This is a genomic window from Lactobacillus acidophilus, from assembly GCF_034298135.1.
Lineage (GTDB): Bacteria > Bacillota > Bacilli > Lactobacillales > Lactobacillaceae > Lactobacillus > Lactobacillus acidophilus.
The window spans coordinates 988,356-1,010,338 of the sequence record NZ_CP139575.1 but is presented as its reverse complement, the minus strand read 5'-3'; the positions used below and the strand labels follow the sequence as shown (position 1 = coordinate 1,010,338).

Here is a 21,983-nt window from a genome sequence, read left to right as displayed (position 1 = left end):
AAATTGCACAACTTTATGATGAAGGCAAAGTAGATCAGGCGATTCATTTATTGGTTCAAAGAATAGATGATAAACCACAAAATGTTGATAATTATTTACAGCTATCAACCTATTTAATTGAGCAGGGAAGTTTAGATCAGGCACAACAATTGTTAGAACATGCTCAGCATTTGGTTAAAAAGCCTAAAGAATTAAATTATAATTTGGCTATTTGTTATTACATGCACGGAGATTTTGACAAAGCTTTAAATTTATTAGATCAAATTCCTAACGATGATTTAACGCTTTATCAAAAGGCGTTAACTTATTTAAAACTAGGTCAGAGTCAAAAGGCATTAGCATATGCATTAACAATTAAAAATATAGATGAACGTGCTCAGGAATTACTTGGGGATATTTGGATGAGCATGGGTAATAATGATATGGCTCGGCAGATGTACTTAAAGATTCCTTTAGAAAAACGAACAGCAAAGATCTATTTTTTATTGGGTGTATCAACTTTGGAAAAAGATCGTACTCAAGCAAAAGAATATTTTGATCGTGCCAAAAAAATGGATGAAAAATACTATAAACGTGCTATGGATCAATATGCTTCAATTATGAAGATGCTAAATGATAAGGAAAAGAAAAAATAATGGTCGAATTTACCGGTAGAATTAACGGGATCGTTTTCGAAAACGACAAAGATTTATATAAAATTTTAGATGTAGAAATTATTGGTTCGCTTGAAAATTATTCACGTGATGAAATAAAGGTAATCGGTAATTTTGGTGATATTCAAATTGGAAGTAGTTATCGCTTTGATGGTAAGCTGGTTATGCATGAAAAGTTTGGCCTACAATTCAGGGCCAGCAGTTATAAGCAAGTCTTACCACATGAGGAAGGCTCTTTAACAAAGTATTTAAGCTCTGATAAATTTCCAGGTATTGGTAAAAAAGCAGCTAATACTATTATCGATGAATTAGGATTAAATGCTTTAGACATTTTAAAAGAAAGCCCAGCTAAAATAGATACCCTGTCTTTAACAAGTAAGCAAAAAGATAGTTTATTATCTGGACTGAATACAATGGATTCATATTCGGAAATAGTATTAAAACTAGCTAAGTATGGGATTAATAAACGAGTTGCAGGTAAAGTGTACCAGCTCTATCATGGCGATAGTTTAGCTAAACTAGAAAAAGATCCCTATGTGGCAGTTAATGAAGTTGCAGGTTTTGGTTTTAAAACAGCTGATACTTTAGGTAAACAGTTAGATATCAGACTGGATGATCCTCGAAGAATAAAAGGGGCTATTTATCAAGTATTGCTAGATGCATTGAATGGTGAAGGAAATACTTATGTAACTTTAGCAGATTTATTAACGCAGGCTAATGAATTACTACAGATTGAACAATTTGATCCGATTGCTAACTGTATAAATGAATTGCAAGAACAGGGAAAAGTTGTTGTCAGTGGAGATACTGCTGCTTTACAAAATATCTTTCAGACTGAAATAGATATTGCTCGTTCAATGAAAAATTTGGTTCAAAACCAAGCTTTGCAAGAAAATGAAAGTTATGATGATGCAGAAATTGAAGCAGCGATTGAAGATGCTGAAGATAAACTAAAAATTAAATATGATGGTACACAAAAATTAGCAATTAAGAATGCTCTTAAGAATCCTATTTCAATTTTGACAGGTGGACCTGGGACCGGTAAAACTACTATTATTAATGGGATTTTGTTAGCATTAAGAAAATTGGCTGAAATACCTGCTGCTGCATTGTATAGTGATAATCCACCATTCTTATTGGCTGCCCCTACGGGAAGAGCTGCCAAAAGAATGGGTGAGATTACTGAAATTAGTGCTAAGACAATTCACCGGATGTTGGGTTTAGGTATTGGTGATATAGATACTAGTGAATTAAATGAATTGAATGGTGAAATTTTAATTATTGATGAAATGTCAATGGTTGATATGTTCTTGTTTAGACAATTATTATCTAGCATTAATCAGGTGAAACATATTGTCTTTGTAGGTGATAAAGATCAATTACCATCTGTTGGAGCAGGGAATGTTTTTAGTGATTTAATTAAATCAGGTGCGTTTCCTACTGCTATTTTGAAACAAATTCATAGACAAGGCGATGATTCAACTATTATTGCTTTAGCCCATGATGTTAATGAAGGTAAGGACGAGCAGGCTCTATTTAAAAAAACAAAAAATTATTCATTCATTAGCTGCCGCCCTGAACTGGTGGGGGATGCAGTAGGTCAAATCGTAGAATTAGCATTAAAACGTGGATTTGCTAAAGATGACATTCAAGTTTTAGGAGCAATGTATCATGGAAATGGTGGAGTAAACAATTTAAACGATATTATTCAAGATATTATGAATCCACCAAAAGCTAAGAGTAAATCTATTGAAGTCCATAATGAAATTTTTAGAATTGGAGATAGAATTTTACAGTTACAAAATAATCCGGAAAAAGACATTTATAACGGTCAAATCGGTAAAATTATCAGTATTGATGAAAATAATTCCCAAAAATGTATGGTAGCTAATTTTGATGATCGTGAAATAACTTTTAGTAAAAAAGATATGAATGACATAACTAGAGCATATGCAATTACTATTCATAAATCTCAGGGCTCAGAGTTCCCATTGGTTGTTTTAAATTTGACCATGCAAAATTTCGTTATGCTTAAACGTAATCTTTTGTATACAGCAATTACACGTGCTGAAAAAAATCTAGTACTTGTTGGCGATTCCCGTGCTTTTTTAGCTGCTTTTAAAACAGCAGGAAATGATCGAAAGACTGGTTTATCGGAAAAAATTTGTGAGCAACTTGATATTAAAACAAAAAATACTAGTGATGAAGATGAAAAAGTAAAAGAAAAAGAAAGTACTGAAGTGAAAAAAGAAAGTGAAGATTATATTTTAACGCCTGATAAGATATATTCTGGTGAGATCGATCCAATGATTGGTATGATAGATATTAAGTTGTAAAAAAAGCCCCATGATTCTTAATTCGTGGGGCTTTTAGAATATACAAAAGAGTGTTATAATTATTGCTTATAAACATATGTTCAGTTGGTGGTAATTTAGTAGTGAATATTATAATAATTATAAGTGCAATAGGTGTGTTAACCTATTATTTTTTTCGATCAAATAAGAATAAGGATAAAATGAAAAAAACTGAGCTTAGTGATATAGACAAAGAAGAATTAACAAAGATAGAAAAAATCGTAGGCAAACGCATACCATATACATTTGCCAATGAAAAAGGATTGGAATTTCAAATTATAGAATTTATTCGACCAGGTTATATTAAGCGAAGAATTTTTGATCATAGAGGTCATTGTCATTATTTGATTAAATATAATCTTGATCGATCAATTGTAGAATTTATTGAATTTGGAATCAAAGATGGTAATTTTTATCGTAAAACTGTTTTTGATTCAGATAAAGTTAAAGAAGAATTTTATCAAAATAATAAAAGGCGAGTTGCAAATATAGCACAGATAAAAGCAAATTTTAGTTATTACAAATCAATAATCAATGAAGTGCGTGCGATAATAATGCCTATTGAGGCAGATTTAAAACAATATGCTAAAGAGCTTGAAAATCATGCTTATTATCAAAAAGAATGGGTAAGTCGAAATAAGGTAACTAATTCACAAGAAGTATCTTCAATTACTAAAGTTGAAAAAATAGATTTTGCTAAAAAAAGGGATTTACGAAAAGCTTTAAATTCCAATAATATTACAAGAATTAAGGCAATTAACTCAGGTTTTAAAACTTATAATTCATTAGTCGAAAATTTTCAAAAACGTTTAGCTATGTTGCAATTAGATGATGTTAAATATTTACACTCAATGGATATTTTATCTAATAAAGATTTACTGAATATTAGTAATCTTCTTAGTGGCACAGCAGCTGAAGCATTAGTAAATAAAAAAATCCGAGAAGTTCAAGCTGGCAAAGAATTGATGTATAATCTAGTTTTACCATATCCATATAATAAAAAAGATAGTCTGGATAGTAATCAAATTGATCATTTAGTAATTGCAACTAGTGGAATTTTTTGCTTGGAAACAAAAGCGCGAACTATTAAACAAGGAGAATATGATACATCCGAGGATTATAATGATGTAGCAGATCAAGTTTCTAAACATAAGGAAAGTATCAAATATGTACTAGAAAAAAGCCATAATCCTGTAATTATTCAACTTTTAAAGCGAGTACCAATAGACAAGTTAATTCGTAATGTAGTAGTTTTTGTTAGTAGAACAGACGATAATTTTGAGCTTAAGAAAATAGATCGTTATACAAAAATGGATATTGAAGTAATACAATTGAGTGATCTTCAAGCATTAATGGTACGAGCTAAAGATAAGATAAGTTTACAGTCAGAGGAAATTGAAGCACTTAGAGAAGAATTAGCTAATAATAATAGTTTAGAGGAAGAAAAAGCATTTAAGAAGAACGTACTTCTGTTTAGTGAAGGTAATGATTTGGATGAACAAAAAGTAAATGAACAGCTATATCACGCTAATCAGATAATTAAACATATTGAACGAATAAATGGCTTGTTAGATAAATATTTAACTGATGCACGTAAATGGAAAAAGCAATATCAAAATTATCGGTACTGGAGAAAGTTTTATCAAGAAGTTAGTACTTTTACAAGTTCAAAAACTTACTTTAAATCACATCAAGAACACAAAAACATTTTGGATAAAATATAAAAATCGAGTCTAGAAATTTCCTAGACTCGATTATTTTAATAGATTAAAGTGGTTAATTTTAAAATTTACTTTAAAATTTTGTTTATCTACATCTTCACCATCAATTTGTGCATATTCAGGCTTCTTAGTTTCAACTTGGATTTCTTTTGCTTCAACATAATGAAATTCAGGTGCAGTAACATGGGAACCATTTGTTATTAGCTTACCAAAAAGAAATAAAGTTCTATTTAAATTTGGCTTTTCTACAATTACGGTATCTAAATGATGGCTATAGATATCAGCTTTAGGTAAAATAGCAAAGCCACCACCAAAATAGGGATGATTAGTGGTGGTGACTAAGTAAGCATCCCCATAACGTAAAGTTTGGTCAGCAGTTTTGACAGTAACTGCGAAAGTTTTTTGGTTAATTAGAGCTTTAACTACATTTAAACCATAAATTAAATTTCCTGAATTTATATGATTCAATTTCTTTTTTAAAGAAGTATGATTGCTCTGATGAACAACAAAAGCATCGAACCCTATGCCAAAATTATTTACAAAATATCCACTTGGTATTTCAGCTATATTTGATGTGAAATAGCCACAATCCACTTTTTCAGGTTCAGGATCTTGTAACAAATTATTAATTAATTGAAATGGATCATCAGTTAATCCGGCACCACGAGCAAAATCATTTCCTGTACCGGCTGGGAAATAAGTTATTGGAGTTTCAGGATAATGCGATTGTTTGATTCCGTTTAATACTTCATTGAAAGATCCGTCACCACCAACCACAATTAGTATGTTATTCTTAGCCGGATTGTTATTTGCATACTCACAAGCTAGTTTAGTTAATTCACCAGGATAATTACTTTTTTGTTGATCAAAAGGAATATTTAACTTGTTTAAAACTGCATGTAATTCTGTATTTGCCTTAATAGCATTGCCATTACCAGCTACTTCATTTACTAATAAATGTACATTAATTTTCTTACTCATATCGTGTTCTAATTTTATTAATAATAAAAGACTCCCGAAGGAGTCTTAATATTTATTTCTTTTCAATGATAATTGGTAAAATCATTGGACGACGTTCAGTCTTAGAATATAAAAAATCTGATAGATTTTCAGTAATTGCTTTCTTAATTTCGCTTTCCTTTGGTTTATCTGATTTAGACATTTCATTTCTAAGAACATGATATACATGTTTTTGAGCTTGGCTAATTAATTCTGTCGATTCACGCATATAAACGAATCCACGGCTGAGAATATCAGGACCAGCTAAAACACGCTTATGTTTATAATCTACTGTAGCAACAGCAACAACTAAACCTTCTTCGGAAAGAATTTGACGATCGTGGACAACAACATTACCAACGTCTGCTGTACCCGATGTATCAACATAAACATCACCGGCTGGAATCCTACCAGCTAGTCTTGCACCGTTAGGTCCAAAACAAACAACCTCACCATTTGATAAAACAAAAGTATTCTCTGCAGGCACCCCAGCTTGTTGAGCAAGCTGAGTATGAATAACTTGCATTCTGTATTCACCGTGAACAGGAATCATATATTTTGGTTTAGTCAAACGAACCATCATCTTCAATTCTTCTTGACCACCGTGACCGGAAGTATGGACATTATTAACACGTCCATGAATTACATTAGCTCCACCTTCCATTAACTTATTAATCAAGTGGTTAACGCTTAATGTGTTTCCTGGAATAGGGTTAGAAGAAAAGATTACTGTGTCGCCAGGTTGTAAGGTGATTTGTCTGTGAGTTCCATTAGCAATTCTTGATAATGCTGCCAATGGTTCACCTTGTGAACCAGTACATAAAATCATTACTTTATCAGGCGGTAATTTATTGATCTCTTCAGCATCTACAATTAGATCCTTAGGAATATCTAAGTATCCTAGATCAATACCATTATCGACACCATTTTCCATACTACGACCGAAAATTGCGACTTTTCTACCAGTATCTATTGCAGCTTGAATAGCTGTGGAAACACGATAAAGGTTAGATGCAAAAGTGGCAAAAATGATTCGTCCATGAATACCAGTAATAATATTATGCAATGACTGAGCTACAAATCTTTCAGACTTGGTAAATTGAGTAACTTCAGCATTCGTTGAATCTGAAAGCAATGCAAGCACGCCTTCATTTCCCAATTTAGCCATTTTTTGAAAGTCTGGCGCAGGTTGATCCATTACTGGAGTTAAATCAAATTTAAAGTCTCCAGTAAATACAACTGCACCCAATGGAGTATGAACAGCAATACCTAAAGTATCAGGAATGGAGTGGGTAGTTCTAAAGAATGAAACTGAAAGTTTCTTAAATTTTAAAACAGTATCCTCGTGTTCTTCATGTAGTTCTGTTGTCTTTAAAATGCCATGTTCTTCCAATTTACCTCTGATCAAAGATAGAGCAAAGGGCGTTGCATAAACAGGGATTTCTGGAATTTTCTCTAATAAAAATGGAATACCACCGATATGGTCTTCATGTCCGTGACTAACTACAAGAGCTTTAATTTTTTTGCGATTTTTGATTAAGTATGAATAATCTGAAATTACGTAATTAATACCTAATAAATCATCTTCGGGGAATTTGATACCACAGTCCATGATGATAATTTCATCTTGATACTGTACACAATACATATTTTTGCCAATTTCATGCAAACCCCCGATTGCATAAACGGCTACTTCATTATTTTTAATTCGCACTCTTTATTACTTCTTGTCGAACTTCGTTAACTTAAAGTCAGCGTGTTCTTTTTCGTAAGTTAAAGAATTACCTGTTAATTCTTGGATGAGTTCAATGTTATAGGGGGTATTGTCCTCAACCATAGTTCTTGCTTCGACCATATTGTCAGCTTCCATGTAAAGAGTTTGAGTGGTTTCTCTACGAGGATTGACAATCTTGTCTTTTTGATACAAAACTTTGTAAATCATGAATGATTCTCCTTAATTAATGTATAAACGTTCAATTTAGAGTAAAAATACTCAATAGCTATAAAAATTTTATCATATTTATAAAAAGAAGTATATAAATATGTTTTTGTTGAATGATTACTCTAATATTTTTTATGAATTTAGTTAATATTATTGACATAAAATAACATTGGTTGTACGATGAACGTGTAGTGAATGATTAATAAAAACTCATTTACTCGTTATAAGAAGTCTCTTCAATCTTCTTAATTCCCAATGTATGAGCCACTGGTCTAGTCACCCAGTGGTTTTTTATATCAAAAAAGCCTGCTTACGCAGGCCTTTTTTGTTAGTTAAATAACATTAGGAGATCACTACTGTATCTTCTTTGAGTGAATATGGATCCTTTTTGTTGATTCTGTCATAGAATAAGTGTCCATTTAAGTGATCAATTTCGTGAGATGCAACAATTGCTGGGTAATCCTTTAAACGAATTGTTTTTTCTTCACCATCAACTGTGTAGTAGTGAACAGTTAATTTATCAGGACGAGGAACGTAGCCATTGATTACTTCATCTACACTAAGGCAGCCTTCGCCTTCACTTAAACAAGCTTGGCGAACAGATTCAGAAATTATTTCTGGATTAACAAAAATGTCTTTAAAAATGATGTTACCTTGATCATCTGGAACTAAAAGTGCAGCCATTTTAACACCTTCGCCAACTTGTGGTGCTGCTAAACCAACACCTGCTCTAAGTTGATGTTTTTCTGCAATTTTAGGATCTTGTGAATTAATTAGATACTCCATCATATCATCTGCAAGTTTTTTATAGTGATCGCTAAGTGGAAAAGTTAAATCATCTGATACTCTTCTTAAAACCGGATCGCCATCACGTACGATATCTTTCATTAAGATCAAAATAAATTTCTCCTTTTTCAAAAAAATAACCTAAATATATTTTTACCATAATTTAAAGGATTTTGCTTAGTTTTAGCTAAAGTAAATGAAAAGTTAACTTAAAGGTTAAGCGTTGACCCGCGTGCAGTTAGGTGGTAAAATTCACTAACGTAACTATACAGATCAAGAAAGAAGCACTTCGATAAGGCGCATTGCGTTACCGAAACTGTGACGAAGTCACAGTTTTTTTATTGAAGAGTGGGGAGGAATACTTTTGTCAGAAAAAAGAAGAGACGATCTTAGAAACATTGCTATCATTGCCCACGTTGACCACGGTAAAACTACTTTGGTTAACCAATTATTAAAGCAATCAGATACTTTGCCAGAACATATGAATCTGGAAGATCGTGCTATGGACTCAAATGCCATTGAACGTGAACGTGGTATTACTATTTTGTCTAAGAATACTGCTGTTCGATACAAGGGTACTACTATCAACATTTTGGATACACCAGGTCACGCGGACTTTGGTGGTGAGGTTGAACGTGTTATGCACATGGTTGATGGTGCCTTGCTTTTGGTTGATGCATATGAAGGTCCAATGCCACAAACTCGTTTTGTTTTAAAGAAAGCTTTGGAAGCCGGCGTAAAGCCAATTGTTGTTTTGAACAAGATTGATCGTCCAGGTGCACGTCCAAAGAAAGTTTTGGATGACGTACTTGAACTCTTCATTGAATTAGGTGCTAACGATGAACAACTTGACTTCCCAGTTGTTTATGCATCAGCTTTGAATGGTACTTCATCATACGATTCAGATCCAAGTGCTCAAGAAGAAACTATGGATCCAATTTTTGATACTATTATCAAGAATATCCCTGCACCAATTGATAATTCAGATGAACCATTACAATTCCAAATCACTATGCTTGATTGGGATGACTACGTTGGTCGTATCGGTGTTGGTAGAATTTACCGCGGTAAGGTTAAAGTCGGAGACAACATTACTGTCATGAAACGTGATGGTTCAACTCAAAACTTCCGTGTTACTAAATTATTCGGTTACTTCGGTTTGAAGCGTAATGAAATTAAGGAAGCTAAAGCCGGCGATATTATTGCCATTAGTGGTATTAATGATATTTACGTTGGTGAAACTATTGCTTCAGCAGATCAACCAGAAGCATTACCACTTCTTAAGATTGATCCACCAACACTTCAAATGGACTTTGTTGCTAATGATTCACCATTTGCAGGTCGTGAAGGTGATCAAGTAACTCCTAAGAAACTTGAAGATCGTTTGATTCGTCAAACTCGTACCGATGTTTCTTTAAAGGTTGAACCAACTGATCAAATTAATGCATGGACTGTTTCTGGTCGTGGTGAACTTCACCTTTCAATTTTAGTTGAAGAACTTCGTCGTGAAGGCTTTGAATTACAACTTTCACGTCCTAAGGTTATTTACCGTGAAATTGATGGTACTATGTGTGAACCTTTTGAAGCAGTTCAAATTGATACTCCAGACGAATACGTTGGTTCCGTTATCGATTCTCTTTCACAAAGAAAAGGTGAAATGAAGAATATGGAATCAACTGGTAATGGTCAAACTCGTCTTGAATTCTTAGTACCATCACGTGGTTTAATTGGTTACAACAACGAATTTATGTCACAAACTGGTGGTTATGGTATTATGAATCACACTTTTGATTCATACAAGCCGGTCGTTAAGAACTGGAACCCAGGTCGTCGTAACGGTGCTTTGGTTTCAATTAACCAAGGTCAATCAACTACTTACTCACTTCAATCAGTTGAACAACGTGGTGAATTATTCATCGGTGCTGGTGTTGAAGTTTATGAAGGTATGATTGTTGGTCAATCATCTCGTGAACGTGATATTGCGGTTAACGTAACTAAGGGTAAGAACTTAACTAACACTCGTGCTGCTGGTAAGGATCATGCTGCTGCAATCAAGACCCCTAGAACTTTGACTCTTGAAGAAGCTATTGAATTTTTGAATGACGATGAATACTGTGAAGTAACTCCAGAATCTATTCGTTTACGTAAGAAGATTTTGAATACTTCAGAACGTCAAAAGGCTGATAAGAAGCGTAATCGCGCTAACTAATTTTTTATATAAATTTTAAAAAGTCATCGCTTAAATAGAAGTGGTGACTTTTTTGTTTTATAATGAAAAAAGTATTATTTCACATAAAGGGGCAACGCTCGTGCGTCGAAAATTAAGATATCTTAATTACCGAATTTTAATCCCATACTTAATTTTAGTAGTTGTAGGAATAATTTTGGTATATTCAGCAAGTTCAGACATTTTATTAGTTAATGGATTTAAGCCAGATGTTTATGGAATTCGTCAAGCAATCTATGCTGCTGTAGCATTTTTTGGATTTGGTATTCCTTTTTTTGCATTAAGGCTAAAGGTTATTAAAAATCCAAAATTTGTAGCTGGTTTTTTAATAATCTGTATTTTAATGCTGCTATGGTTGGTCTTTTTAAGATTTGCTCATGGTAGTGCAGCAGCCGTTAATGGGGCTGTTGGTTGGATTAACTTGGGTTTCATTAATCTTCAGCCGTTAGAAGTTACTAAATTGGCTTTAGTAATTTATTTAGCTTATGTTTTGGATCGAAGAGACGGAAAATTAGTAAGGGGAAAAATTAAAGATAATCTATCTCATCCTGCTATGCTAGCTGGTTTCTTAATGTGTTTAGTTATTGTAGAGCCTGACTTTGGTGGTACCGCAATTTTATTCATGATTACGTTAGTAATGTTTTCCGTATCTGGTGTACCAGTTAGGTTAGCACTAACTTGGCTACTCGGAATCATACTATTAGTTGGGGCAGTTTTTATTTTAGTAGTTCTTTGGAATCCTAAATTTTTGCAGGATAGTTATCAATTTCAACGATTGATGTCATTTTTACATCCCTTTCAACTTGAAAGAAAAGGTGGAGCCCAATTAGTTAATTCTTACTATGCAATCCATAATGGAGGATTGTTTGGTGTAGGATTAGGGAACAGTATGCAAAAACGAGGATATTTGCCAGAACCATATACTGATTTTATTTTATCTATTACAGCCGAAGAAATTGGCGTTATCTTCACGATTGTACTGGTTGGTCTATTATTTTATTTAATGTGGCAAATTATGGAAGTAGGTATTAATGCCGTCTCACAATTTGATGCATTAATTTGCTTTGGCGTGACAACAATTATTTTTACTGAAGCATTGTTTAATATCGGTGCTGTATTAGGTCTATTACCAATTACTGGTGTTACGCTGCCATTTATTTCGTATGGTGGTTCTTCTATGATCGTTTTAACTGCTGCAATTGGGTTAGTGCTGAATGTATCTGCTAATGAAAAAATGTTAAAAGAAAAGGATGAAACAATTGCATGAGTGTCAATAAAGAAATTGAAAGTACGCACCTGATTAAGCGTGTAGCTCTAATTATTTATTTGAAATCAATTAGTGATCAATATAAATTGCGGCATTATGGCGATATCGTATATTTTTCTAAAAAGATGAAATATTGTGTTCTTTATGTAAGCAGATCTGAAGCAAAAGAAATTCAGAGACAAATTGCTCATTTAGATTTTGTTACCTATGTTGAAATTTCCGCTGAAGAAAAAGTGAATTTAGATAGTCAATATATTGAAAGTCAAATAAATGAAATGGCCAAAGAAGCTGAAAAGAAATTACAACTTGAACAGGAAAATAATGGGGAAGAGATGCAATGAGAATTATTTCAGGTAAATATGCTAAAAGAAATTTATTTACGTTAAAAAGTAATCGTACTCGTCCAACTAGTGATAAAGTTAAAGAATCACTTTTTAATTCATTAGGTCAATTTTTTGATGGTGGCAATGTATTAGATTTATATGCCGGTAGTGGAGCATTGGGAATTGAAGCCGTGTCTCGTGGATATGATAGAGCAAGTTTGGTAGATATAAATCGTGCTGCTTGTTCAATTATTAAAAAGAATGTGGCTTTAACCAAAGAAGAAGCTAAATTTAGCGTTTATAATATGCGCAGTAACGTTGCATTAAAGACATTTGCTGAAAATGGAGAAAAGTTTGATTTAGTTTTTCTTGATCCACCGTATGCTAAAGAAAAGATTGCTAAAGACATGCAACAAATGAATAATTTGGGTCTCTTAAATGAGAATGCAATAATTGTCGCAGAAACTGATGATCATACAGAGTTAGGTAATATTGAAGGCTTTTTATTAATTAAAGATCATCATCTAGGTAAAACTATTGTAAGAATTTATCGAAAGGATAAATAATGACTATTGCACTTTTCCCAGGGAGTTTTGATCCTATCACAAATGGGCATGTTGAAACAGCTAAAAAAGCAGCGCAAATGTTTGATAAAGTTTTTGTGGTAGCAATGACGAATACTTCTAAGAAATATTTATTTACTGCAGAAGAACGAACTGCATTTGCCAAAGATGCTTTAAAAAATATATCTAATATTGAAGTTTTGGAGAAACCGGAAGAATTAACTGTAAAGTTGGCACATGAACTTAAAGCTAATGTAATTGTACGTGGTGTTCGCAATAGTGCGGACTTTTTGTATGAGCAAGAAATTGCGGGGATCAATAAACGTTTAGCCCCTGATATTAATACTGTGCTTTTATTTAGCAGCCCAGATAATAGCTTTGTAGCTTCGAGTATGATTAAAGAATTGGCTCGTTTTGATGAAGATGTTAGTCAATTTTTGCCGATTAAGGCCGCTAAAGCATTAAGAAAGAAACTAAGACATGAATAATGAAGTTAAAAAACATCGTTTACGTAATTGGCTAATTATAGTAATTGCTATCATAGCTGTTGGAGTTCTTGCTTTTTGGCCAACTAATTATTATATCGAGTCTCCTGGTGAAGTCGTACCTGTTAATCAGTTCATTAGATCTAAAAATAAAAAGCCTAATAATTTTTATTTGGTGACAGTTAGTGTAACGAGTCAGCCAGCGTCTATTTTGCAGTATTTGTGGAGTTATACTAGACCATATGATGAACGAGTACCAAGTAAAGAATTACTAGGAGGACAAACTAGTTCGCAATATAATGAATTGCAAAATTGGTATATGGAGACTAGCCAGCAGAACGCCATTTATTACGCAGCTAAAAAAGCAGGGAAAAAACATAGCTTAAAATATTTAGGTGTCTATGTAATGGAAGTGCAGAAGAATTCTAGCTTTAAAAATAAGCTGCAAATTGGTGATACAGTTTTAGGTGCTAATGGACACAGGTTTCACTCGACTGAAGAGATGATGACTTATTTACGTAAACAGAAAATAAATAGTAAAGTAACCATTTCTGTATTAAGAGGTAAAGAGAAAAAGAAATTTACCGGCAAAATTGTTAAGGTAAAGGGTACTGATAAACCAGGAATAGGTATTCAGTTAGTAGAACATGTAACGGTTAAAACAGAACCTGAATTAACTATTAATGCTGGTGAGATTGGTGGACCTTCAGCTGGCTTGATGTTTACATTAGAAAGTTATGAGGTCTTTACTAAACAAAATTTAAGCCATGGTCATAAAATTGCGGGAACCGGTACAATTTCTCCTACAGGGAAAGTCGGAATAATTGGTGGAGTAGATAAAAAAGTGGTAGCGGCAAGTCGCGAGGGAGCAGAAGTCTTTTTTGCACCGACTGATTCTACTAGCGTTTCTAAAAATCAAACCAATTATGCTGTAGCGAAGAGAACTGCTAAAAAAATACATACTAAGATGAAAATTGTACCTGTAAGTACTTTCGATGATGCACTAAATTATTTAAAATCACACTATAAAAATTAAGAGCTCAGAAAAAATTCTGAGCTCTTTTTGCGTAATAAATACTAGAGGTGATTTTATGGATTGGGAAAAGATAAAAGAATTTGTAATTGAGAAAAAAGTTTACGCTATTATTGTGCTAGTCGTCATTGTTGGAGGATTTTGGTTAAAAAAAGAAAATCAAAATAATTCTGAAGTGGAAAATATGCAAATGATGCAGTCGAGTAGTATGTCGTCTTCTAGTTCGACATCCAATGTAAGTAATACTGTTCAAACAAGTAATACGACGTCAAGTAATTCTAAAACTATAACTTGCGATATTTCAGGTGCGATTAAGCATCAGGGGGTTTATACGTTGAAAAATGGAGCTAGACTCCAAGAATTAATAGAAGCAGCAGGTGGGATTACTTCTAGAGCACAAGTTAAGGCAATAAATCGAGCTGTTTTATTGAAAGACCAGGATAAAATTTATATTCCATACAAAGGAGAAAAAGTAGAAAGTGCTGTCACCACACCTAATACTAATTCAGGTAATAATGATTCAGCTAATTCTTCAAATAAAGCAAGTGGCGATAAGGTGAATTTAAATACTGCTAATATAACAGAATTACAAAAGTTGACTGGTATTGGAGAAAAAAAGGCAGAACAAATTATTGCTTATCGAGAACAAAATGGATCTTTTCAAAAGATCGAAGATCTTATGCAAGTATCAGGAATAGGGGAAAAGACTTTTGCCAGTCTCAAAGATCAATTGGCTATTTGATAATGCAGCGGGTTTTTATTTAATAGAAAGCTTGTTATTAGTAACAATATCTTTATTTTGCTTTGCAAGCAGTGATGTAATTCAAAAATTAGTTGCTATAACATTCGGCTTATACTTTATTTTTTTATTAATGAAAAAATATAATTCTAATTTAAAGCTGGCTATCTGTTTATTGTTAGTGTTTTTGGTAGTTATCGTTTTTAATATCCAGAAAGAAAACCCCTTTACTTTAAGTGAGCAAAGCAAAATTGTAATTTATCCAAGTCAAGTGCAGGTTAAAGACAATTATTTAACAGGGATTGGCTCATATAGCCACGGCAAAATTTTATTGAGTGGAAAATTAACAAATGAACAAGAAAATTTGGTTAAGCAAGGTCGTCCACTAGAATTAACTCAGATTAATGGAGAATGCATCCCGATTGAACCAGCAACTAATATAGGTGAATTTAATTATCAGCAATATTATGCAGCGAAAAAGATTAGCCAAAAGTTGAAATATACTAGTTGTAATATAAAAATAACGCAAGTTAATTTGCTTGATAAGTTATACGAAATTCGTTTTTTACTGCAAGAATATTTTAAAACGATGCCACGTTTATTAAGCTTTTTTGCTAGTGAATTAGTATTGGGTGAAAATAATTCCCAAGAAAATCAAGAAGTATTAAATAATTATCGTGATCTAGGTGTAATTCATTTATTAAGTATTTCTGGGCTTCACGTTGCAATTTATGTGCTGATAATCAGCACTTTATGCTTTAGATTTAAATTGACAGATGAAGAAACTTTTATATTTTGTAGTATAGTTCTATCATTGGGGATTTTTTTGAGTAATGGGCAAGCAGGCTTTGTCAGGGCTAGTTTGACATATATTCTAGGCAAAATTTGTAAATTTAAAAATTATCATATTGCATCAGTTGATTTGCTAGGTATGACATGTATTATTCATCTACTCTTTGTACCTCGTTTATTTATGTCGACAGGCGCTATTTTGAGCTATATATTGGCATTTGGATTACAAATAACTAATGAGTTCAATGGCTTACGACAATCAATTTTACTTAATTTATTATTAACCCCATTATTGCTACTATTTTTTTATCAAATAAATTTACTAACAGTCTTATTTAATATGATTATTGTGCCGTATTTTAATTGGATAGTGATGCCATTAACTTTTGGTGGTATTTTTATCTGGCATATTAATAAAGATTTGGTATTTCTGGGCGAGCATATTTTAAGTGGTGGTGAAAAACTAATTGGAATATTTTCTCAATCAAAGTTAGGGTTGGTAATTTTTGGTCAAATTGAATGGTGGCAATCTTTAATACTATTAATAATTACAGGATTATTTATTATTACATTAAAAGAAAAGCCAAAGTGGAAAATAGATTCGAAAAAATTAGGGATTATATTATTAGGTATTTATACTATCTTTTTTAGTTTGATACATTTTCCATTGCGTGGGCAAGTGACTTTTATTGATGTTGGACAAGGCGACAGCATTTTAATTACTACACCTTTTCCACGTAGAGTCTACATGATTGACACTGGTGGAAAGTTGAATTTTACTGGGAAAAAGACGACACCACAACTTAACAGAATTACGATTCCTTTTTTGAAAAGTCAAGGAATTAATGAAATTGATGGAGTATTTGTATCTCATCAAGATGCAGATCATGTTGGAGATTTAGGTCCATTACTTGAACAAGTAAAAGTTAAAAGATTATTTATGGCAAAAGGATTAATTAAAAATTCTTCTTTTCAAAAAAGATTAAATGGTAGGATTAAACATACCCAATTAATAGAACTTTTAGCTGGGATGCAAGTTAAGGAGCCTCAACTTATATTTAATGTGGTCTATCCTGATCATTCAGGAGTAGGGAAAAATGAGGATTCACTGAGTTTGTTTTTCAAACTAGCAAATAAAAATTGGCTTTTTACGGGAGATTTAGATCAAGATGGTGAAAGCCAAATTATGCAAAAATTCAATTTGAATGTTGACTATTTTAAGTTGGGACATCATGGTAGTAAAACTTCGTCTAAAACGGAATTTTTACAAGCAATTCATCCCAAGATGGTATTTATTTCGGCCGGACGTAAAAATCGTTTTGGACATCCACATCAAGAGACTTTACATACATTATCAACTCAACAAATACCGTGGGTTTCAACTCAAGACTGTGGTATGATTAGCTGGTATTATGGTGGGATGCAAGATCCCGAGTTTAGTTACTTTTTAAAGCGGGGTAAAAAATGACCTTACTTTCTTTATTTAAAAATACAAATCGAAATGATAATTTGCATGCTTTGGTTTGGGGAGAAGATGATTTTCTTAACGATTATCTAGTTAATTCTTACGCTAAAGAAGAGCAATTTAAAGACTATGAACATATAGTGGTTGATTGCGAAAGCGATGGTTTAGATGAGTTAATTGCTGATTTAACTGAATCAAGTTTGTTTAGTGAGCAGAAATTAATTGTGATAAAAAATCCATTTTTTTTGACAGCTAAAGTTCCTAAAAAATTTAGTAAACAATTAGATGATTTACAAAAAATATTTGAGAAAATAGCTGATTTAGAAGATGTTGTAGTTATTGAGGCATCTTATGAAAAAATTGATCGGCGTAAGAAATTAACTAAAACTATTATGAAGCAATTTAATGTGTTTGAGCCTAAGATTAGGCCGTATGAAGTAGGTGCTATGACTAAAGCTATAATTAAAGCTGAAGGATACACAATTACACAATCTGCTTTACAAATCTTGGTAGAACGCAGTGATCAAGTTATGGATACAGTTTTGAGTAATTATCAAAAGCTTAAAATGGCTGCTGAAAACAATAAAATTACTGAAAAATCTGTTATTCAAAATGTTGATTTGTCATTAGCTCAAAATATTTTCGCTATTTTAGATGCAGCTTTAAATAAAAATTATCAAGAAGCAACTGACCGATTAAATAATCAATTACGTGAAGGCGCAACACCTATTCAGTTATTAGCGGTTTTTGAAAATCAATTAGAGTTGATTTTGGTAGTGAAAATATTGGCTCAAAGGCAACGTAGTGAATCACAAATTGTTAAAGAGTTAGGAGTGCATCCTTATAGAGTGAAACTAGCTATGAAAAATAAATTAGCAATAAATAAGCTAGAAAAGTTATTGGATGATGCAATTAAATTGGAATTCAATTATAAAAATGGAAATTATCATGAAGATAATTTCTTAAAACTTTTTGTTTTAAATGTTTAAAAACAAAAAAGAGAGAAGAAATATTTCTTCTCTCTTTTTTGTTATTAGTAATAAGTAAAATTACTTGTTTGCTAACTTAGTTAAACGACTCTTATCACGAGCAGCTTTGTTCTTGTGGATTAAGCCCTTTGAAGCAGCCTTGTCCAAAGCGCGAACAGCTTCTAAATGCAACTTGGAGACGTCTTCTTTACTATCAGTTTCAACAGCGTTCTTAAATTTCTTAATAGCAGTTCTTAACTTGCTTAATTCAGAAGCGTTGCGTTTGTTAGTAGCATTTTGCGTCTTAACACGTTTGATAGCTGATTTAATTTGTGGCATGAAATTCACCTCCAATGATTTAGAAATTTACTTCATACATTATACTTAAGAACTATCTAGGATGCAAGGTAATTTGTGCTTGCTTTTTTAAAAAATAATGTGTATTATAATTTTTGTGAACCATTAACGCTGTTTATTTGCTCACGCCGACGATGAACGTTGTTAATGGCAATTTATTTATTGAAAGGTGATTTTTAATTATGGCAATTTCAAAAGCTGAAAAAGATAATATTATTAAAGAATATGCAACTCACGAAGGTGATACTGGTTCTGTTGAAGTACAAGTTGCACTTTTAACTGCAGATATTAACAACTTGACTGAACACATGAAGAGCCACAAGCATGACCACCACTCATACGTTGGTTTACTTAAGAAGATCGGTCACCGTCGTAATTTACTTCGTTACTTAGAAAAGAACGACATTAATCGTTACCGTGAATTGATCAAGAGATTAGGTCTTCGTCGTTAATTTTAAAAAAATCAAGAGAGTCAGCCGACGGCTGGCTTTTTTTGTTTCCTTCTTTATGCTAAAATTGAAACAGATTATTTTTACGTTGTGATCTTATGATCCATAAAAAATTAAATTTTAAATTATAGAAAAGGAAATATAATGGCTAATCAACTAAAGATTATGATCTTGAGCGGTGTACGTGAACAGGGGAAAGATATGTTTGCCGTTCAAGTTAACGATGAAATTTTTGTTCTTGATGCCGGATTAAAGTATCCTGATAGTTCTTTATTTGGTATCGATGTAGTAATCCCTGATCTCGATTTTTTTGAACAATATGGAGATCGGGTAGCGGGGATATTTATAACACATGGACATGCAGATTCTATTGGAGCATTACCATATATTTTAAGAAAATATGATATTCCAGTATTTGGTTCACAGTTAAGTATTGAACTTGCTAAAATTGAAGTTCAACGCGAAAATAAGCATCGAAAAAACAGCTTATTCCACGTTATTGACGCAGATACTGAGATTGATTTTAAGAATGCAAGTATTTCGTTTTTCCATACTACACACTCAATTCCAGATTCTTTAGGGGTTGATGTGCATACTCCAGCTGGCGAAATTGTCTATACCGGTGATTTCAAGTTTGATCCAACTGCAACTAAAAATTACCACACAGATATGGATCGCTTGGCTGAAATTGAACAAAAGGGTGTATTAGCTTTATTAAGTGATTCATCTAATGCAGAAGCATCCTTCCCGAATGCATCTGAACAAGATATTGGTAATTTTGTTACTAATGTGTTCAGAAATGCAACCGGTCGAATTATTGTTGCCGCTAAAGCTTCGAATTTGAATCGTGTTCAAGAAGTTTTAAATGCAGCTAAAGCCACGGGCAAAAGAGTGTTACTAACTGGTCGTGATTTAGCAAAAATTGTTAGAACTTCTATGAAATTGGGCTATTTGGATGTGCCAGAAGGCCTTTTAATGCGTGTTAAAGATTTAAAGACCGTACCAGATGATCAAACCGTTATTTTGGAAACTGGTCGTATGGGTGAGCCATTAAATTCATTGCAAAAAATGGCTCAAAAGCGTCATAGCATGATTACTATTCAAAAGGGTGATTTGGTATTTATTGCGACTACTCCATCACATTCAGTTGAAACGATGGTTGCTGAAACCAGTGATCTAGTTTATAAGGCCGGCGGTACTGTAATTCAATTGGGACGAAATATCCATACAAGTGGTCACGCAACTGGTAGAGACATTCAATTATTAATTGATACTTTAAAACCAAAATTCTTGATCCCTGTGATTGGGGAGTACCGTTTATTGGAAATTGTTCGTGATCTTGCTATTAAAACAGGAATGGATCCTAAGAATATTTACATCACTAAAAACGGTGATTGTCTGGATTATGATTTTAAGAGAAAACGTTTCTACTTATCTGATCCTGTACCAGGCGAAGATACTATGATTGATGGTTCTGGTGTCGGTGATGTTGGTAATATCGTTTTACGTGATAGAGAAGTTTTATCAGATGATGGAATTTTTGTTGCCGTTGTTACGATTGATCGTAAAAAGAAAAAGATCATTGCAGAGCCTAAAGTGACCAGTCGTGGATTTGTATACATCAAAGCTAATCGCCAATTAATGAGCGAATCTATCGATGTGATTAAAAAGGCTATTAATAATAATTTTGAACATAAAAAATTTGATTGGACAGAGTTAAAGCAGGATATTCGCAGTGACTTAGAAAAATTTCTGTATAAAAAAACTAACCGTCGTCCTGTGATTTTACCGGTAGTGATGGAAGTAAATCAAAATCGTCATCGTGCAATGCAGAAGCGCAATGAAAAGACACAGAGCGTCTCTAATAAATCAACGAAAAAATCAAATAATAAGGAAAAGTAAAAATGACATCAGTGAGTCAAAAAAATTTATTGAAACTTGCTGAAGAAAATAAGCGTAATGGTAATTTGGAAGCAGCTATTCAGAACCTAGAAGAAGCACTACGTGGTGAATACTCACTTGAAGTTATTTTGCAGCTGTGCGAGTTATATTGCGCTAACAACCAAGAAGATCAGGCATATGCTTTAATAAAGGAAGAGCCTGATCTTTTTTCAAATCAGCAAATTTTTGAAATGTATTGCAAAATTCTAGAAAAGAATAATTATTTTATAGAAGCGCTACAATTAAAAAATTTAGGACAGATAGATTTGCTGCTTGAAGTTAAACCTGTCTCCGAACAAGCACAACAAAAAATCATGCAAAACTTTAAACAGAAAAAACAGATAAATCAATTTGACTATGCTAGATTGCACAAATTAAATTTAATTAATTTTAAGTCATTTGCTCAAAGTCTTTTGTTAGATCCTACAATTGATTTTGCCGTTCGTTTATCAATTTGCGAAGATTTAGTTAGATTGGGATTGACTGATGAGTTTAAAGTATGGGTAGCAGGAAACATGGAAAGTTTTATTCCAGCAAATGTTTCATTGTTAGAAAAAAATGCTAAATATCGAGAAATAATTTCAGCTATTGGGGCACGTTTTTCTCATAATCCCAGTCAATTACCTTTGATGATTGGAGAAGTTAATTTAGTTGTTGGGAGTTTATATCCCAAAATAAATAAATATATTGATGAACCAGATAGTTTTGCTAGTGATTTGGTATCCTATTTGCAACAAAAAAATGGCAGAAATCATCATAAATTGTTTGAGGATGTATATCAAAACCTACCAAATTAAAATAATAAGCAAAAAAGGTTTACATTTTCGAACTATTTAGTATAATTAGCAAAGGATATTTTCGTTAGGCATATCGCTTAATCTTTTTTACTAGGCATTTGCCGAAGAAAGTAGTACAATAT

The 21,983-nt window shown here is 32.7% G+C and carries 20 protein-coding genes; 15 read left to right on the top strand and 5 right to left on the bottom strand.

What is annotated here, in order from left to right; genetic code table 11:
- Positions 1 to 2 precede the first annotated feature (2 nt).
- From SO785_RS04540 to SO785_RS04530, 3 genes are all read left to right on the top strand, one after another.
- On the top strand, positions 3 to 635 hold the full coding sequence (locus tag SO785_RS04540) for a tetratricopeptide repeat protein (RefSeq protein ID WP_042930412.1): 633 nt from the start codon (positions 3 to 5) through the stop codon (positions 633 to 635).
- The gene (gene recD2, locus SO785_RS04535; RefSeq protein WP_003546830.1) at positions 635 to 2,989 is read left to right on the top strand and encodes an SF1B family DNA helicase RecD2; all 2,355 of its coding nucleotides are present in this window, start codon (positions 635 to 637) and stop codon (positions 2,987 to 2,989) included. Before SO785_RS04540 ends, recD2 begins: the two co-directional genes overlap by 1 nt.
- A gap of 179 nt (positions 2,990 to 3,168) precedes the next feature.
- Positions 3,169 to 4,731 (top strand): nuclease-related domain-containing protein, encoded by a 1,563-nt coding sequence (locus tag SO785_RS04530; RefSeq protein WP_015613343.1) that lies wholly within the window; start codon positions 3,169 to 3,171, stop codon positions 4,729 to 4,731.
- Positions 4,732 to 4,761: 30 nt separating this feature from the next.
- Here the strand turns inward: SO785_RS04530 and SO785_RS04525 are convergent, their stop codons facing one another.
- The 4 genes from SO785_RS04525 to def form a co-directional block, all read right to left on the bottom strand.
- Positions 4,762 to 5,709 (bottom strand): diacylglycerol/lipid kinase family protein, encoded by a 948-nt coding sequence (locus tag SO785_RS04525; RefSeq protein ID WP_003546833.1) that lies wholly within the window; start codon positions 5,707 to 5,709, stop codon positions 4,762 to 4,764.
- A 52-nt stretch (positions 5,710 to 5,761) separates the two neighbouring features.
- Positions 5,762 to 7,441 (bottom strand): ribonuclease J1, encoded by a 1,680-nt coding sequence (rnjA, locus tag SO785_RS04520; RefSeq protein ID WP_003546834.1) that lies wholly within the window; start codon positions 7,439 to 7,441, stop codon positions 5,762 to 5,764.
- 6 nt (positions 7,442 to 7,447) lie between these two features.
- Positions 7,448 to 7,669 carry a DNA-dependent RNA polymerase subunit epsilon gene (locus SO785_RS04515; RefSeq protein ID WP_003546835.1) on the bottom strand — a complete coding sequence of 74 codons (222 nt, stop codon included), beginning with the start codon at positions 7,667 to 7,669 and terminating at the stop codon, positions 7,448 to 7,450.
- Between the two features lie 342 nt (positions 7,670 to 8,011).
- Positions 8,012 to 8,566, bottom strand: a complete 555-nt coding sequence (gene def / locus SO785_RS04510) for a peptide deformylase (RefSeq protein ID WP_003546838.1) — start codon at positions 8,564 to 8,566, stop codon at positions 8,012 to 8,014.
- A gap of 253 nt (positions 8,567 to 8,819) precedes the next feature.
- Between def and typA the strand changes: the two genes are divergently transcribed.
- The 9 genes from typA (at position 8,820) to holA (ending at position 18,338) form a co-directional block, all read left to right on the top strand.
- Entirely contained in the window at positions 8,820 to 10,664 is a 1,845-nt protein-coding gene (typA, locus tag SO785_RS04505) for a translational GTPase TypA (RefSeq protein ID WP_011254264.1), read from the top strand.
- 100 nt (positions 10,665 to 10,764) lie between these two features.
- Positions 10,765 to 11,949 carry an FtsW/RodA/SpoVE family cell cycle protein gene (locus tag SO785_RS04500; protein WP_011254265.1) on the top strand — a complete coding sequence of 395 codons (1,185 nt, stop codon included), beginning with the start codon at positions 10,765 to 10,767 and terminating at the stop codon, positions 11,947 to 11,949.
- Entirely contained in the window at positions 11,946 to 12,290 is a 345-nt protein-coding gene (locus SO785_RS04495; protein WP_003546844.1) for a YlbG family protein, read from the top strand. Before SO785_RS04500 ends, SO785_RS04495 begins: the two co-directional genes overlap by 4 nt.
- Complete coding sequence (gene rsmD / locus SO785_RS04490; RefSeq protein ID WP_003546846.1) at positions 12,287 to 12,838, top strand: 16S rRNA (guanine(966)-N(2))-methyltransferase RsmD; 552 nt, start codon at positions 12,287 to 12,289, stop codon at positions 12,836 to 12,838. The genes SO785_RS04495 and rsmD overlap by 4 nt, the downstream gene beginning before the upstream one ends.
- Positions 12,838 to 13,323 carry a pantetheine-phosphate adenylyltransferase gene (gene coaD, locus SO785_RS04485; RefSeq protein ID WP_003546847.1) on the top strand — a complete coding sequence of 162 codons (486 nt, stop codon included), beginning with the start codon at positions 12,838 to 12,840 and terminating at the stop codon, positions 13,321 to 13,323. The genes rsmD and coaD overlap by 1 nt, the downstream gene beginning before the upstream one ends.
- Positions 13,316 to 14,356, top strand: coding sequence for a SepM family pheromone-processing serine protease (locus tag SO785_RS04480; protein WP_003546849.1), 1,041 nt, complete (start codon positions 13,316 to 13,318; stop codon positions 14,354 to 14,356). Before coaD ends, SO785_RS04480 begins: the two co-directional genes overlap by 8 nt.
- Positions 14,357 to 14,411: 55 nt before the next feature.
- Positions 14,412 to 15,095 (top strand): helix-hairpin-helix domain-containing protein, encoded by a 684-nt coding sequence (locus SO785_RS04475; RefSeq protein ID WP_003546852.1) that lies wholly within the window; start codon positions 14,412 to 14,414, stop codon positions 15,093 to 15,095.
- The gene (locus SO785_RS04470; RefSeq protein ID WP_003546854.1) at positions 15,064 to 17,352 is read left to right on the top strand and encodes a DNA internalization-related competence protein ComEC/Rec2; all 2,289 of its coding nucleotides are present in this window, start codon (positions 15,064 to 15,066) and stop codon (positions 17,350 to 17,352) included. The genes SO785_RS04475 and SO785_RS04470 overlap by 32 nt, the downstream gene beginning before the upstream one ends.
- Positions 17,349 to 18,338, top strand: coding sequence for a DNA polymerase III subunit delta (gene holA, locus SO785_RS04465; RefSeq protein WP_003546856.1), 990 nt, complete (start codon positions 17,349 to 17,351; stop codon positions 18,336 to 18,338). The genes SO785_RS04470 and holA overlap by 4 nt, the downstream gene beginning before the upstream one ends.
- Before the next feature lie 60 nt (positions 18,339 to 18,398).
- Here the strand turns inward: holA and rpsT are convergent, their stop codons facing one another.
- Positions 18,399 to 18,656: a 30S ribosomal protein S20 gene (gene rpsT, locus SO785_RS04460; protein WP_003546858.1), complete on the bottom strand. Its 258-nt coding sequence runs from the start codon at positions 18,654 to 18,656 to the stop codon at positions 18,399 to 18,401.
- A gap of 200 nt (positions 18,657 to 18,856) precedes the next feature.
- Here rpsT and rpsO point away from each other — a divergent pair, with 200 nt between their 5' ends.
- The 3 genes from rpsO (at position 18,857) to SO785_RS04445 (ending at position 21,861) form a co-directional block, all read left to right on the top strand.
- Positions 18,857 to 19,126, top strand: coding sequence for a 30S ribosomal protein S15 (gene rpsO / locus SO785_RS04455; RefSeq protein WP_003546859.1), 270 nt, complete (start codon positions 18,857 to 18,859; stop codon positions 19,124 to 19,126).
- Between the two features lie 141 nt (positions 19,127 to 19,267).
- On the top strand, positions 19,268 to 21,025 hold the full coding sequence (locus SO785_RS04450) for a ribonuclease J (RefSeq protein WP_003546860.1): 1,758 nt from the start codon (positions 19,268 to 19,270) through the stop codon (positions 21,023 to 21,025).
- Positions 21,026 to 21,027: 2 nt separating this feature from the next.
- The gene (locus SO785_RS04445; RefSeq protein ID WP_011254267.1) at positions 21,028 to 21,861 is read left to right on the top strand and encodes a hypothetical protein; all 834 of its coding nucleotides are present in this window, start codon (positions 21,028 to 21,030) and stop codon (positions 21,859 to 21,861) included.
- Positions 21,862 to 21,983 lie beyond the last annotated feature (122 nt).